Origin of the sequence: Paenibacillus praedii (genome assembly GCF_049725345.1) — a bacterium.
Lineage (GTDB): Bacteria > Bacillota > Bacilli > Paenibacillales > Paenibacillaceae > Pristimantibacillus.
Genome location: NZ_JBMWAM010000011.1, coordinates 52,049 through 65,497 on the forward strand (window position 1 = coordinate 52,049; position 13,449 = coordinate 65,497).

Here is a 13,449-nt window from a genome sequence, read left to right on the forward strand (position 1 = left end):
ACCATAATCGAGGGGGAACGTTACATGATGAGAAAATTGACATTTCTGGCAATGGCCGCAATACTTGCATTCACGATGGCCGCCTGCTCGTCCGGAAACACCGGTTCCAATTCATCCGGTAACGGCGGCGGAAATGCCGTTGACGACAAAAGCGGAGAAACGGTCGAGCTTACGATGTGGATGTTTACCGGAACGGGACTTGAGCCTTTTGTCGAGCAATACCAGAAAGATCACCCTAATATAAAGGTTAAAATCCAGCAACAGGAATACGCCGATCACCACAATGGCCTCGTAACGGCGCTGGAAGCAGGCGGAGCGCCCGACATCGCGCTCGTGGAAATCGGCTATATGGACCGGTTCAAGTCCGACGAGAGCAAATTCCATAACCTTGCCGATTTTGGCGCGAATGACATTATGGGCGATTACCTGGAGTGGAAGAAAGTTCAGGCTTCCAACCAGGATCAGAACTTCATCTTCGGTATTCCGACTGACGTCGGCCCAATGGCGATGATGTACCGGACGGACCTGTTCGAGCAAGCCGGGCTTCCGACCGATCCGGCGCAAGTGGCGCAGGAAATTTCGACCTGGGACGACTTCATGGAAGCCGCCAAGAAAATGAAGTCCGCAACCGGCAAGCCGATGGTCGACACCTCACTCTCCACTTACGAGGTCATTAAAGGCCAGCTGACCACTCACTATTTCGACAGTGACGGCAACCTGATCGTCGAGACGAACCCCGGCATCAAGAAAGCGTATGATTACGCCGCGGCGCTGTCCATGGAAGGTCTCTCCGGCAAAATCGCCCAATGGTCTCCCGAATGGGGCGCCGGCATGAACAACGGCGACTTCGCCGTCCAAATGGCTCCGGCCTGGATGATGGGCTTTATGAAGGGGAACGCTCCCGATTCCAAAGGCAAATGGAACGTAGCGCCGATGCCGGAAGGCTCCGGCAACTGGGGCGGCTCGTTCCTGACCGTCCCGCAGGAGAGCAAGCATCCCGCGGAAGCGTTCGCGTTGATCAAATGGCTGCTCGCGCCGGAACAGCAGCTCGCCCTGTTCAAGAGCAACAACAACTTCCCGTCCACGCCGAGCATCTACGAAGATCCGGCAATCCAGGACTATACCGACGAATTTTTCAGCAGCGCTCCGGTCGGGAAAATTTACGCAGAAGCCGCGCAGAAGGTTGTGCCTGTCTACTACGGTCCGGATTACACGATCGTCAATACGCCGATCACGAACGCGCTCACGGAAGTCGAGCGAAACGGCGGCGATCCGGAAGCGGAGTGGCAAAAAGCAATGGATCAGATCAAACGCGACCTGAGACGATAAGCCGTTACCGTCCATACGCCGATGGTGGACAGCTCCGCATCGGCGTATCACCCTTTCACCCAGGAGGCATTCTATGGAATCACACATTGAACAAAACCGGTCAGCCGCCGGCTCGGGCCCGGCAACGGCTCAAAGCAAATGGAGATCCCAAAAATTCAGGGACCATCTGTCGGGCTACCTGTATGTATCTCCGTTTCTGATTGTCTTTGCCTTGTTCACCTTGTTTCCGGTCCTCTGGTCGATGTATATTTCGCTCTTTTCCTGGAAGCTGATGGGCTCCAAGACGTTTATCGGCCTTCAAAACTACGTCTGGCTGTTTACGGACGACCCGCTGTTCTGGAAGTCGGTCGGCAACACGTTCAGCATGTGGCTTATGGGCACTATCCCGCAGCTCTTCCTGGCGCTGTTCATCGCCACGCTGTTGAACGCAAACCTGAAGGGCAAACGCTTTTTCCAGGTCGGCGTCATCGTCCCGAACGTCACGTCCCTTGTCGCCGTAGCCGTTGTCTTCATCAGCATCTTCGGTGCAAATTACGGGCTTATGAACTACTTTACGAGCGAAGTGCTGGGCTTCGAAAAAACCAACTGGCAAGCATCCTACTGGCACGCGCAGATCGCCGTGTCCGTCATGGTGATCTGGCGGTGGACCGGCTACAACGCGCTGATCTATCTGGCGGCACTGCAGAGCATCCCACAGGAGCTCTACGAAGCCTCGACAATCGACGGCGCCTCGAAATTCAAGCAATTCCTATATATTACGATTCCGATGATCCGGCCGGCCATCATTTTCACCATTATTCTTTCTACCATCGGCGGCATGCAGCTGTTCGTCGAACCGCTGATTTTCGCCGGAAACACCGGCGGCCAGGCCAATCAGGTGCTGACGATGGTGCTGTATCTGTACGATACGGCCTTCGCCAAAAACTCGTTCGGCTACGCCTCCGCGATCGCCTGGATGCTGTTCGTAATCATCATGCTGTTTTCGCTTTTCAATCTTTATTTGTCGCGCAAGATCAATTCCACGACGTAAGGGGGGATCCGGTAATGGTCGTACAACGAATCGGGCGACTGTCCGCCTATGCTTTTCTTCTGGTAACCGTGCTGATCTCGATCTTCCCTTTCTACTGGATGTTCGTGATCGGTTCGAATACGACAGCGGACGCGAACCGGTTTCCGCCGGTCATCGTACCCGGCAGCCTATATATGGAGAACATTACCAATGTGTTCAACAACATCGAGTTTTTTCGCGCTTTGGGGAATACGGTTATCGTTTCCGTTGCCATTACCGCTGCGCAGCTGTTCTTCTCGTCGCTGGCGGCGTTCGCCTTGTCCCGGCTCCACTTCAAGGGACGACATGTCCTGTTCGTCTTTATCGTTACGACGCTGATGATCCCGCAGCAGCTCGGCATCATCCCACTGTATATCATCATGCAGAATCTAAGCCTCATAAACACGCTCACTGCGGTCATCCTGCCGGGCATCGTCGGCGCATACGGCATTTTCTGGATGAAACAGTATATGGACTCTTCCGTTCATTACGAGCTCATCGAGTCCGCCCGTATCGACGGCTGCGGCACCTTCCGCACGTACGCGACAATCGCGCTTCCGATTATGGCTCCGGCGCTCGCAACGCTCGGTATCATTATGTTCATGGGCACCTGGAACGACTTCCTGTGGCCGTCCATCGTACTGAAGGATTCGTCAGTGCATACGATCCAAATCGCGCTGCGCAATCTGAACAAAGTTTATTTTCGGGACATCGCCATGATTATGTCAGGCACTTTCCTGGCGACGATTCCGCTGCTCATCGTCGTCGGCGTGTTCAGCCGCTATTTCATCTCCGGCATTACGGCCGGCGCCGTAAAAGCGTAACCTGATTCCAAAAAGTAACGATGGCTTCAAAGCTGCTTCTGTTCCTTTTACGAGGACTCCGGAAGATGATCTTGGTCCGGCAAACCTAGACCGGTTCCCCGCTTGCTAGCGGCAGGGAGCCGGTCTTGTCCGTTTGATGCCGTTTATAATGCAATGTAATTTTTCTGATCGGTATCGGGGTCCAAAGAATAAAACGCCCAGCGGAGAAATCAAAATGATGTAACCATATGAGCTACAAGAAATTGGTCCTGGCGACAATATTGAAAAATTGTGCTGGCCAATGAGAAATAAATACCCTTGAGCGAAATAACTCAAGGGTAATTTAGCTTATGTGGCGGTATTATGCCACTCTTTCCATTCCCGCCTGTCACGTACATCTCTTCTTATCGTTTGCAGGCGTTGCGACAATGCGGTAGCATACAGAGCCTTTTGCGCGGAATTTCTGTACGTTTTCTTTAACCGGCTCTGGATGGACAGCTTCTCCGTCACACTCGATGCGGTAAGGAACATTCCCGCGTATCACGCAATCCTGTAATATGCCCTTCCTTCCACATCTTCGGAAGCGCCGGCAGCAAATGAATCTCTCCGGAATGGCTCTGCAACAGCATCTCCGCGATGCCCGCCGCTTGAATCGCTTCGCACACCTGTAAGAATTCGTCGTAGCTTGTCGGCACATTGAGCCCCAGCTCATCGAAAATTTCTTTGTTGTATACGATCCCTTGCGCATCGAGCGGCTGCTGCATGACGAATCCATAAATATTGCCGTCCGGCGCCTTGAAGGAATCAGCACTGACTAGTCGCTCCACCCAAGGCTGATACGCCAACAGAATGCCGCTGTAAAAGTAACCGACGATCCTAATAATATGGCGGAAAACCTCCGCAATCGGGCGGTTGAGGGAACCAATCGCAGCCACGATCTGGTTGAGTCCATCCAAAAAATCGTAACCGAATCGGATGAAAACAAGCTGCTGGTGCAGGCTCTGCAGCAGCAGGCCAACGCCATCAACGGAATCGTTGACACCATTCGAAATATTGCGTCACAGACCAATTTGCTTGCGCTCAATGCCGCCATTGAAGCCGCGCACGCCGGTGAATTCGGACGCGGCTTCAATGTCGTGGCAAACGAGGTTCGCAAGCTGTCCAATCAGGTCCAAGAGGCAACGCAGGATGTTCAAGATAATGTCGATAAAATAACCCTTCAAGTGAAGAAAATCGGTACAAGCGCTTAACGACTTCTCGGAAATCGGCGAGGCTGCCTATCAATTGGACCAACAGGCCAAAACCTTGGTAGAACTTATTTAAGGCATGAGAGTTTTACGGGGATATTGATATTTTGAAAAAGCATGACCTAACGGCTAGCATCAAGCTGCTATTTCGTTTCATTTTACCTAATAATGGTTTTTTTGTTTTTTAAATAAAAAAAAGGTGTCCCTTAGGTCAGCTCAGACCTTCTGGGACACCCCTTTCATTTGTTCAGGGACATTCGTCTACTCTTCGTAAATTTTAGTCAGCATGGCGCCGAGCTCTTGAAGCGCTTCTTCCTCGCGCTCGCCGTTCACTTCCAGCGTAACCTCGTCGCCTTTTGCCAGGCCAAGGGCCAGCAAGCCAAGCGAGCTTTTGCCATTGATTTTTTTCGTTCCTTTAATCAGGCTTACTTTGCAAGGAAATTGTGTCGCCGCATGGACGAAAAGCTTGGTCGGACGGGCATGAAACCCGGAAGGATGAATGACGGTATAAGTTTGCGATAGCATTATACTAGACTCCTTTGTTCTACAAATTGTTTAACTTCTTCCTGCGTTCCCATGGCTAGAGCTTGTTCCGCCAGACCCGCCCATTCTTGCTTGGACAAACGGCCAACCAGCTCGCGCGCAGGCAGCACAGAGCCGGCACTCATACTGAACTCGTTCAGACCCATTCCGAGAAGCAGCGGAATCGCCGTTTGATCGCCAGCCATCTCGCCGCACATACCGGTCCATATGCCTGCTCTCTCAGCAGCCTTGATGACCATGTTCACGAGCCTCAAGATGGAGGGATGATAAGGCTGATACAAGTACGCCACAGATTCATTCATACGATCCGCTGCCATCGTGTACTGGATTAGATCGTTCGTGCCTATGCTGAAGAAATCGACTTCCTTCGCCAAATGATCGGCATTAAGCGCTGCTGCCGGAATCTCGATCATGATGCCTACCTCGATCGAATCGGACACCGCGATTCCTTCCTGCTTCAGCTTCGCGCGTTCTTCCTCCAGAATTCGCTTCGCTTCACGAAGCTCACTCAGCACCGCGATCATCGGGAACATGATATTCAGCTTGCCAAACGTACTCGCCCGAAGCAGAGCTCTCAGTTGGGTCCGGAACAAATCCTCCCGCTTTAGACATAGCCGCAGGGCACGAAGTCCAAGAAACGGGTTGCTTTCCTTCGGCAGCTCCAGATAAGGAAGCTCTTTGTCTCCTCCGATATCCAGCGTACGAATCACGACACGTTTGCCGTTTAATTTTTCGAGCACATGCTTATAGGTTTGGAATTGCTCTTCTTCGGTCGGGAACGAGCTGCGTCCCATATATAGAAATTCTGTACGGAACAAACCGACACCGTCGGCGCCGTTCTCCAATACCTTCGCCAAGTCTTCGATGCTGCCGATATTAGCCGCAAGCTCGAGATGCTCTCCATCCGCAGTTACCGAGGGCTGCTGCGCCAAACGCTTCAGCTGCACTCTGCGCTCGTCATAACGTATCTTTTTGTCGCGGTATTGTGCCAGCACTTCCTCCGAAGGGTCAACGATCACTTGACCTTCCGTCGCGTCCAAGATAATCAAGGCCCCATCCGCTACAGAAGCGGCCACCGTGCCTGCGCCTACAACGGCCGGTATTTCCAGCGAGCGCGCCATAATGGCGGAGTGCGAGGTACGGCTTCCGATTTCGGTTACAAAGCCGCGAATATAATTCAGATCGAGCTGTGCGGTATCCGATGGCGTCAAGTCCTCTGCCAGGATGACAGTTTCCTCGGAAATGCCGGACAACGTCGCATACGGTTTGCCGATCAGATGGCTCATCAGCCGTCCGGATACGTCCTTCACATCGGCGGAACGCTCGCGAACCAACTCATTGTCCAGCTCCATAAGCATTTCAACGACTGCTGCAGTCACTTCGTACAGGGCATATTCGGCATTTATTTTTTCATCGGCAATTTTATCGAGTACCGCATCAACAAGATCGGGGTCCTCCAAGAGAAATAGGTGCGCTTCAAAAATTTCCGCTTTTTGTGCGCCTAATCTTTTCTCCGTTAACTGGCGGATCTCATCAATCTCGCCTTTCGATTTCTCGACCGCCTGCCGGAACCGGCCGGCTTCCGCGTCAGCATCCACAATCGTCTGCTTTTGCGGGATATGCACGGTATTGGTAAACCGGAACGCCTTGGCTATGGCTATTCCGGGTGATGCCGCGACACCGCTAAAGTTAGTCGTCATATCATGTTCTCCTCTCTAGACGTGTTTTATATGCGCTGGTCAGCAATCCTCGCGTAGCTTTCCAGAATCAGATTGTATACCGGATGCCCCTCGGGAATGGACGTGATGTCCGTTACCGTTTGCCCGACACCTTTGTCCCTGATCGACTGCCCAAGCTCGACCGATTCCGGATCATCGGAGTTAGCAAAGACGAGCGCCGCAGCCATCACTTTCGCCAACTGTTTGGGTTCAATCTCTAGTTCGTGCGCCTGCAGGGCAGGCTTCACAAGCCGGTCATTCGGCGACAGCTTGCGGATGGGTGAGCGACCCACACGCGTCACTTCGTCCGTCAGATGATCATTACGAAAGCGCCCTATAATTTTCTCAATGTATTTGTCATGCTCCGTTTTGTCAAAGCCATACCGGATTACCAGGACTGCGCCTGTTTCCTTCAGCGTCGCCTTCACTTCGTTAACGATGCTGTCATCTGCCATGGCCTGTTGGATCGTTTCATAGCCTTTCAAGCTTCCAAGGTATGCTGCCGCACAGTGGCCCGTGTTTACCGTGAACAGCTTGCGTTCGATATAAGGCAGAAGGTTTTCAACGTAATGGACGCCTTCCACCGGTCTGTACCCTTCGAACATGGCTGAAGCATCCACGACCCACTCATAGAACGGCTCAACCGTAACCGCAAGCGGATCTTCATGATGCTGAATAGGAACGATACGGTCTACAGCAGCGTCAGGAAATGCGATAACTTCTGACGCTTTCGCCTTAGCCGCCTCATCCAAATGACCGTAAACATGCTCTTTTAATTGAGTACTGCCGCCTATCGCATTCTCGCAGGCGATAATATGCAGTTGTCCGGCTCCGTTCGCAATCCGTTTTTCAATCCCTCTGGCAATGCCTGCTGCAATATGCTTCAGGATATTGACACCGACAGCCGTAGTGACCAAGTCGGCTTCCGCTACAGCCGAAGCAACCGCGTCCATATTCGTTCCGTCAATGGCGGTTACGTCTGTAACAAGCAGCTGTTCGTCGGCGTCACTCGCCAGTGTCACCGTATATTCTCCACGTTGCTGCAGCTCAGCGATAAGTGACTTATTCACATCAGAAAAAATGACCTCATACCCGGATTGCGAAAGCAGCAGTCCGATAAAGCCGCGTCCGATGTTGCCTGCTCCGAAATGTAAGGCTTTCATTAGGCTTCCATCCCGCTTTCGAAGATTTGGATTATTTCCTCCGGACTCGATGCTTTCAGAATCAGCTCCATACTGTCTTCATCCGAACAAATCATCGCAACATTGGTGAGGATATCCAAATGATCATCACCGACAGCCGCAATTCCGATGACGAGATGTGCGATGTTTCCATCCCCAAAGTCCACGCCTTCCGGAAGCTGTACAATGGACAGTCCCGTCGATTTGATGGAGCCTTTTGATTCACTGGTTCCGTGAGGAATGGCAAGGCCTTCGCCCATATACGTAGAAAGAGAGCTTTCACGTTCGATCATGCTTTCAACATAGCTCGGTTCAACATGTCCGGCATTCACCAACAGCTGCCCTGCCATACGAATAGCCTCGTTTTTATCCTTCACAGCCGCATTCAATTTCACTTTATCTGTAGAAAGTATACTCATTACAATTCACTCGCTTCCGTTTTTTTATTGAAAAATATTCGCAAATGGACCGTTAAATAATTTCGGATCTCCGTCTCCCCGCCAGCTTCAAGCAGTTCGATCATTTCATTATTCAGCAGCATGGCGCTTATTTCGCTAAGAACCTCCAAGGCCTCCCTTGATAAGGTTTGCGGCGCGAGCATCAATAAAAACTGGCTTAACCGCGCAGGCGGCGCCGTATCGACCGTCAGAGGGGTTCCCAGACGGTACAACGACAATGATGCTCGTTTAACTTCCTGACTTCGTGTATGAAACAGGGCGACAGCGGTGCCCGGAATCAACTGGCTTCCGCTTTGTTCACGCTGCACCAGCCGCTGCACGACTAAAGCTGCATCCGTCAGAACGCCCCTTGTTTCTTCATACCGGCAGGCCTCTTCCAGTATTAGTCGCAGCTCCCCGTTTGGCTCATGGAGCTGTACGACCTCAAAGCGCTCTATGAGGCTCACCATCTCATCAAGCGATGTCTTTAAGCTTAGCAGCTGTGCAAAAGCAGGCACCTCTGCAGCCCTTCCTTCTTCCGTTATAAAGACATCTTTGCGGTTTCGACCGAGCACCGTTTGGATATAAGACCGCAGCCCGTCCGCTTCCTCCTGTGTCAGGAGCGGACTGACCTTGCTATATTGCGACGGATCAAGGGGCAGGTCTACGGTGGAAATAATGAGATCATACTTGTCTTCCCTTATTCTTGATGCTTCGTACCAGGAAACGCGCCCGACGATTTGAATCTGCGGCAGCTCCTTCTGCAGCCTTATTTGCAACAACTTGGAGGATCCGATCCCGCTGGAGCAGACTAGAATGGCACGCACATCCCGCCGCAGCTGTTTAAGCCGCTCCTGCGACGCCCCAAAATGCATGACGAGAAATCCGATTTCCTCATCCGGCACAGCCACATCCGAAAGGATATGATTTACCGCTTCACGCACGATGCTGAATAGCTCAACATAATCCTTCTTGATCTGGTCCAGAAGCGGATTGCGAATGCTGAGCCCATCATTCAACCGCTGCAAGGCATCCCTCATGTGATAAAATAAGCCTTCTCGAAGAGAAGGATCAGCGCTGTAATCCGCTCCCATCGCCTTTTGAACATGCTCGATAAGCGAACGGACTCTCGCTGTCAGCGCCAGGTCGTCCCCCGGCAGCAGCGACAGACCGTCCGCCTGGGCAATACGCAATAGCCCGGATATATAGGCTGTCTCCTCCGGAGTAAAAGCTTGTCCCGTTCTCTCGGATAACTGTTTCGTAAGACGAATCACATCGGATTCCGTATGCAGCGCCTTGCCGCTCCATTTCTGAGCAGCCGGCATAGACGTTACTTTTTTTCCCGCTTCAATCCGCTTCAGCGCAATAGAAATCCTAATTAATAGTTCCGTATAGGCGTTCTCGCTCAACTGGCCGGCCCAGTGCTCATCCCAGTTCCACAAGATCGTCTCTACATCCTTCATCTCAGCTTTACCCGCAAGCGCAAACAGCTGCCGATCGAGCGGATGAAGCGGCTGCCCGTCCCGGCTTGCAATCAGCTCCGTGTCATCGAGCCTCATCCTGATTAACTGGCGGAGCGTTTCTCTCTGCTTCTCTTCCCGACCGGAAAGCTCCACGCCGTACCCTCTTTTACGAATCAAGGCGACTCCAAATTTCTCTACCCATCCGGCAAGCTCATCCAGATCGCTGCTTACGGTCGGGATCGTTACCTTTAATTCATTTCCTAACGCATATAACTTGACGGGCTCGTCGCTTTCAAGAAGAAGACATAACAGGTATATTTGCCTCTCTACTGGAGAAAACTCGATGTCTTCCGCAGTGGACAGCAGTCGGCTCAGCCTTTGTAGCCCCGCCTCATCAGCCTGTAAACGTATGCCTGAGCCTGATTTTTTAAGCAGTTTAATCCCATGCTTATGCAGTATATCCTCTACCGCTGCTAATTCTCGATGTATCGTTCTTGAACTTACCTGAATCTCTGCCGCGAGCTGCGCCGCTGTCAGATCCCGGTCGCTCCGAAGCAGCAATTCAACAATCTGGCGGGTCCGACTGGATATATTCATTCAGAAAACCTTCTTATAACGATAGAATGGCCCTAACGCCGGAATATAAACAACGGCGTTAGCAGCCTCGATTGAAAGGGTCAAATTAAGTAAGGCGATCTACGAGCTTGTCATACTCAGGGCTTTTTAGGAAGTTTTCAATGGAGATATGCTCCGCCTTCGGCGCCTGAAGCCTTGCTCGGTCGGTCAATGTTTTGTGTGTGATCACAATATCAGCATCGCTCGGAATTTCACTAATGGCCGTGTTAATCACGGTGATGTCCGATCCAGCAGTTTTCATTTTCTTACGTAAGATCGATGCGCCCATAGCGCTTGAACCCATACCCGCGTCGCAGGAAAAGACGATTTTGTGCACGTCCTCTTTGTCTTTGAGGACATCGTTTTTGGTTTCCGTATGTTCAGCAGCTTGGTGGCCGGCTTCCACAACCGCAGCTGCTGCAGCCGCAGGCGTGCCTGCTGCTTTCATATCTTTTAATTTTGCCGTTGCTTGTTCCAGATCATCGCTCTCTTCATCGCTGGCCTTCGTTGTTTTCAGCAACAGGGCTGCGATGACAAACGAAACAATCGCTGCAGTTACAACGCCGCTGAGCGCCTGAAGAAGCCCTCCCTTTGGCGCCATTGCAGCGTAAGCAAATATACTGCCTGGCGAAGGCGGGGCAACAAGTCCCGCTCCGAACAACGTGAACGTGAATGTGCCGACTACACCTCCCGCGATCGCAGCCAAAATCAAGCGTGGATTCATCAAAATATACGGGAAGTAAATTTCGTGAATGCCTCCGAAGAAATGAATGACCGCCGCGCCGGGAGCCGATTGTTTGGCTGCACCCCTGCCAGCAATAATGTAAGCAAGCAGAATACCAATACCAGGACCCGGATTGGACTCCAGCATGAAGAGAATAGACTGCCCTGTTCGTGCCGCTTCTTCTAACGCAATTGGGCTAAGCACGCCATGATTGATGGCATTGTTAAGAAACAGAATTTTTGCCGGCTCAATAATAACGTTCGCAAGCGGAATCAGATTATTATTAACCATGAACTGCACGCCGGAAGATAGCAGCTTGGTCAGCTGTTCAACAACAGGACCAACGCCGGTATAAGAAATCAAAGTAAGAATCGCTCCGATAATACCTAGCGAGAAGTTGTTAACCAGCATTTCGAAGCCAGACTTGATTTTCCCTTCGATCGCTTTATCGAATTGCTTCAGTACCCATGCTGCCAGCGGGCCGCAAATCATAGCGCCCAAGAACATCGGTATGTCTGTACCGATGATAATTCCCATTGTCATCAGCGCGCCGATTACACCGCCACGCTGCTTATGCACCATCGTTCCGCCCGTGTAACCAATCAGCAGCGGAAGCAAATAAGTTATAATTGGTCCTACGAGTTTAGCTAAGTATTCGTTCGGCAGCCATCCCGTAGGGATGAAAAGTGCCGTGATGATCCCCCACGCGATAAAAGTACCTATGTTTGGCATAACCATGCCACTGAGGAAACGTCCAAATTTTTGAACGCCTACCCGAATTCCTCCGGTCGAAGAGCTCTTTTGCGCCTGCTGCATAATGGTCCTCCTGTTGTTATAAATTCCACTTCTTTTCAAACTTTTAAAAGCTAGCTAGTCCTCAATGCACTATACATTTTAAAATAAACCAGTCGTTCAAACAACAAAAGGAAAACCACGTTTTGTCATACATAATGTTGACAGAATTTAAGAAGTTTATGAATGGTTTTGGATTTTTACTCCAAACACAGCTAATGGCCTCGCCGGGCGCCTTCCTTTCGAATACGACTGCTGGGCTTATGTAGGGGTAATCGAATGGTGGATCCGGAACGGGATGCCCTATCCCCCTGAGACAATGGCGAAACAAGCCGGGACTCTGTCGGGAAGAAGTTTATAGTCTTGAAAAGCGAGAGTGTCCCGCCTAGTGGCCAGGACACTTTTGTCGCTGCATAGACTGGCCATCGCAATCAGCAGTTCCTTTACTTGAATTGCGATATCTTTCATTTAGAATCGTTCCCCCTTCCGAATTTGTTCATCATGTCGCGGTTTATTTTTTTGCGAAAGTTATCGGTCCACTTTTTCGTGTCGCGCAAAAACTCGTCGCAAAACCCGACAACATCTCCGCCCGTCACGTCGAGAACGTGCTTGCCTTCCGCTGCGCTGGCTTCAAACAACTCTATCAATTCGTGCTGAGTTTTCAACATGTCAGAGCCGTCTCCTCCCGCGAAACTCCACAGGTATCCCTGGATTTTTTCAAATACGAACCGATAGTCTTCAGGCAGCGCTTCTGCCCTTGCCATTTGCTCCCTATACTCTTTTTTGTCCCCGATCATTTTTTTGATAAGTTCCAGCATCGTTATCACTCCTTCTTGTTAAATTTTTCCATAACCTCTTTGTTTAGTTTTTCTCGCAGTGTTTCAGTATGGGCAACCGACGCGCGCATAAACTCATCACAAAACTTGCCGACGTCACTGCCTATGACATCAAGAACCTGTCTGCCCTCTGCCGCGCTTGCTTCAAATAAATCCACTAAGTCCGTAAACATCGTCAAGTCCGTAAATATCGTCATGTCACCGCCAGGGGGGCCAACACTAAACATATAATGTTGAATTTTGCGAAATGCAAACCTATAATCTTTCGGCAGGGCGTCAACCCTCTTCATTAATCGTTTATAGGCCCGTTTATCTTCCAAGTCGCCTATTACCAATTTTATAATAGAATCAAGCATGTTACTGCCCCTCCTTTAATTGGTTGATTTTCGACGCGACAAATTCCCATTTTTCCCAGAACCTTCGCAGCTCCTCGCGGCCCGCGTCGTTGATCGCGAAAAACTTTCGCGGCGGTCCCAAGTCGGAGGGCTTCTTGGTGATCTCCACCAACTTGTTTTTTTCAAGACGGATCAGGATGGTGTACACCGTTCCCTCCACAACATCTGTGAAACCGAGGGCGTTCAGCCGCCGCGTAATTTCGTAGCCATAGGTTTCTTTGCGGCTTATAATTTCAAGGACACAGCCCTCAAGCACGCCTTTAAGCATTTCCGTTAAGTTTTCCAGCACAATCACCCCTTGCTATTCTGTATGACTGG

General features: G+C 51.0%; 13 protein-coding genes and 2 pseudogenes. 5 read left to right on the forward strand and 10 right to left on the reverse strand.

Going from position 1 to position 13,449, the window contains the following annotated elements:
* Positions 1-24: 24 nt before the first annotated feature.
* From ACO9K6_RS12195 to ACO9K6_RS12205, 3 genes are all read left to right on the forward strand, one after another.
* Positions 25-1,329 carry an ABC transporter substrate-binding protein gene (locus ACO9K6_RS12195; protein ID WP_424767840.1) on the forward strand — a complete coding sequence of 435 codons (1,305 nt, stop codon included), beginning with the start codon at positions 25-27 and terminating at the stop codon, positions 1,327-1,329.
* Between the two features lie 73 nt (positions 1,330-1,402).
* A complete protein-coding gene (locus tag ACO9K6_RS12200; protein WP_424767841.1) occupies positions 1,403-2,359 on the forward strand; it encodes a carbohydrate ABC transporter permease in 957 nt (318 codons plus the stop codon).
* Between the two features lie 14 nt (positions 2,360-2,373).
* Entirely contained in the window at positions 2,374-3,201 is an 828-nt protein-coding gene (locus ACO9K6_RS12205) for a carbohydrate ABC transporter permease (protein ID WP_424767842.1), read from the forward strand.
* Between the two features lie 485 nt (positions 3,202-3,686).
* Here ACO9K6_RS12205 and ACO9K6_RS12210 read toward each other — a convergent pair whose 3' ends face one another.
* On the reverse strand, positions 3,687-4,025 hold the full coding sequence (locus ACO9K6_RS12210; RefSeq protein ID WP_424767843.1) for an extracellular solute-binding protein: 339 nt from the start codon (positions 4,023-4,025) through the stop codon (positions 3,687-3,689).
* A 39-nt stretch (positions 4,026-4,064) separates the two neighbouring features.
* Between ACO9K6_RS12210 and ACO9K6_RS12215 the strand changes: the two genes are divergently transcribed.
* Positions 4,065-4,430: a methyl-accepting chemotaxis protein gene (locus ACO9K6_RS12215; RefSeq protein WP_424767844.1), complete on the forward strand. Its 366-nt coding sequence runs from the start codon at positions 4,065-4,067 to the stop codon at positions 4,428-4,430.
* Positions 4,431-4,688: 258 nt separating this feature from the next.
* Here ACO9K6_RS12215 and ACO9K6_RS12220 read toward each other — a convergent pair whose 3' ends face one another.
* From ACO9K6_RS12220 to ACO9K6_RS12245, 6 genes are all read right to left on the reverse strand, one after another.
* On the reverse strand, positions 4,689-4,952 hold the full coding sequence (locus tag ACO9K6_RS12220) for an HPr family phosphocarrier protein (protein WP_424767845.1): 264 nt from the start codon (positions 4,950-4,952) through the stop codon (positions 4,689-4,691).
* Entirely contained in the window at positions 4,952-6,670 is a 1,719-nt protein-coding gene (ptsP, locus tag ACO9K6_RS12225) for a phosphoenolpyruvate--protein phosphotransferase (RefSeq protein WP_424767846.1), read from the reverse strand. Before ptsP ends, ACO9K6_RS12220 begins: the two co-directional genes overlap by 1 nt.
* A gap of 26 nt (positions 6,671-6,696) precedes the next feature.
* Positions 6,697-7,851, reverse strand: coding sequence for a mannitol-1-phosphate 5-dehydrogenase (locus ACO9K6_RS12230; protein WP_424767847.1), 1,155 nt, complete (start codon positions 7,849-7,851; stop codon positions 6,697-6,699).
* Positions 7,851-8,288: a PTS sugar transporter subunit IIA gene (locus tag ACO9K6_RS12235; protein WP_424767848.1), complete on the reverse strand. Its 438-nt coding sequence runs from the start codon at positions 8,286-8,288 to the stop codon at positions 7,851-7,853. Before ACO9K6_RS12235 ends, ACO9K6_RS12230 begins: the two co-directional genes overlap by 1 nt.
* Positions 8,288-10,366 (reverse strand): BglG family transcription antiterminator, encoded by a 2,079-nt coding sequence (locus ACO9K6_RS12240; protein WP_424767849.1) that lies wholly within the window; start codon positions 10,364-10,366, stop codon positions 8,288-8,290. The genes ACO9K6_RS12235 and ACO9K6_RS12240 overlap by 1 nt, the downstream gene beginning before the upstream one ends.
* Before the next feature lie 85 nt (positions 10,367-10,451).
* Complete coding sequence (locus ACO9K6_RS12245; protein WP_424767850.1) at positions 10,452-11,924, reverse strand: PTS mannitol transporter subunit IICB; 1,473 nt, start codon at positions 11,922-11,924, stop codon at positions 10,452-10,454.
* A 220-nt stretch (positions 11,925-12,144) separates the two neighbouring features.
* Here ACO9K6_RS12245 and ACO9K6_RS12250 point away from each other — a divergent pair.
* A pseudogene (locus tag ACO9K6_RS12250) lies at positions 12,145-12,261 on the forward strand (TetR-like C-terminal domain-containing protein); the annotation flags it as partial.
* A gap of 198 nt (positions 12,262-12,459) precedes the next feature.
* Here the strand turns inward: ACO9K6_RS12250 and ACO9K6_RS12255 are convergent.
* The 3 genes and pseudogenes from ACO9K6_RS12255 to ACO9K6_RS12265 all read right to left on the reverse strand — a co-directional run.
* Positions 12,460-12,718: pseudogene (locus ACO9K6_RS12255) on the reverse strand (DUF1048 domain-containing protein); the annotation flags it as partial.
* Between the two features lie 5 nt (positions 12,719-12,723).
* Positions 12,724-13,092, reverse strand: a complete 369-nt coding sequence (locus ACO9K6_RS12260; RefSeq protein WP_424767851.1) for a DUF1048 domain-containing protein — start codon at positions 13,090-13,092, stop codon at positions 12,724-12,726.
* A gap of 1 nt (position 13,093) precedes the next feature.
* Positions 13,094-13,399, reverse strand: coding sequence for a PadR family transcriptional regulator (locus tag ACO9K6_RS12265; RefSeq protein WP_424767919.1), 306 nt, complete (start codon positions 13,397-13,399; stop codon positions 13,094-13,096).
* Positions 13,400-13,449 lie beyond the last annotated feature (50 nt).

Bases quoted from the DNA above. Each gene is read 5' to 3' on its own strand.
- ACO9K6_RS12195 (WP_424767840.1), top strand. From the start codon at position 25: ATGATGAGAAAATTGACATTTCTGGCAATGGCCGCAATACTTGCATTC.
- ACO9K6_RS12200 (WP_424767841.1), top strand. From the start codon at position 1,403: ATGGAATCACACATTGAACAAAACCGGTCAGCCGCCGGCTCGGGCCCG.
- ACO9K6_RS12205 (WP_424767842.1), top strand. From the start codon at position 2,374: ATGGTCGTACAACGAATCGGGCGACTGTCCGCCTATGCTTTTCTTCTG.
- ACO9K6_RS12215 (WP_424767844.1), top strand. From the start codon at position 4,065: ATGGCGGAAAACCTCCGCAATCGGGCGGTTGAGGGAACCAATCGCAGC.
- ACO9K6_RS12220 (WP_424767845.1), bottom strand. From the start codon at position 4,952: ATGCTATCGCAAACTTATACCGTCATTCATCCTTCCGGGTTTCATGCC.
- ptsP (WP_424767846.1), bottom strand. From the start codon at position 6,670: ATGACGACTAACTTTAGCGGTGTCGCGGCATCACCCGGAATAGCCATA.
- ACO9K6_RS12230 (WP_424767847.1), bottom strand. From the start codon at position 7,851: ATGAAAGCCTTACATTTCGGAGCAGGCAACATCGGACGCGGCTTTATC.
- ACO9K6_RS12235 (WP_424767848.1), bottom strand. From the start codon at position 8,288: ATGAGTATACTTTCTACAGATAAAGTGAAATTGAATGCGGCTGTGAAG.
- ACO9K6_RS12240 (WP_424767849.1), bottom strand. From the start codon at position 10,366: ATGAATATATCCAGTCGGACCCGCCAGATTGTTGAATTGCTGCTTCGG.
- ACO9K6_RS12245 (WP_424767850.1), bottom strand. From the start codon at position 11,924: ATGCAGCAGGCGCAAAAGAGCTCTTCGACCGGAGGAATTCGGGTAGGC.
- ACO9K6_RS12260 (WP_424767851.1), bottom strand. From the start codon at position 13,092: ATGCTTGATTCTATTATAAAATTGGTAATAGGCGACTTGGAAGATAAA.
- ACO9K6_RS12265 (WP_424767919.1), bottom strand. From the start codon at position 13,399: ATGCTTAAAGGCGTGCTTGAGGGCTGTGTCCTTGAAATTATAAGCCGC.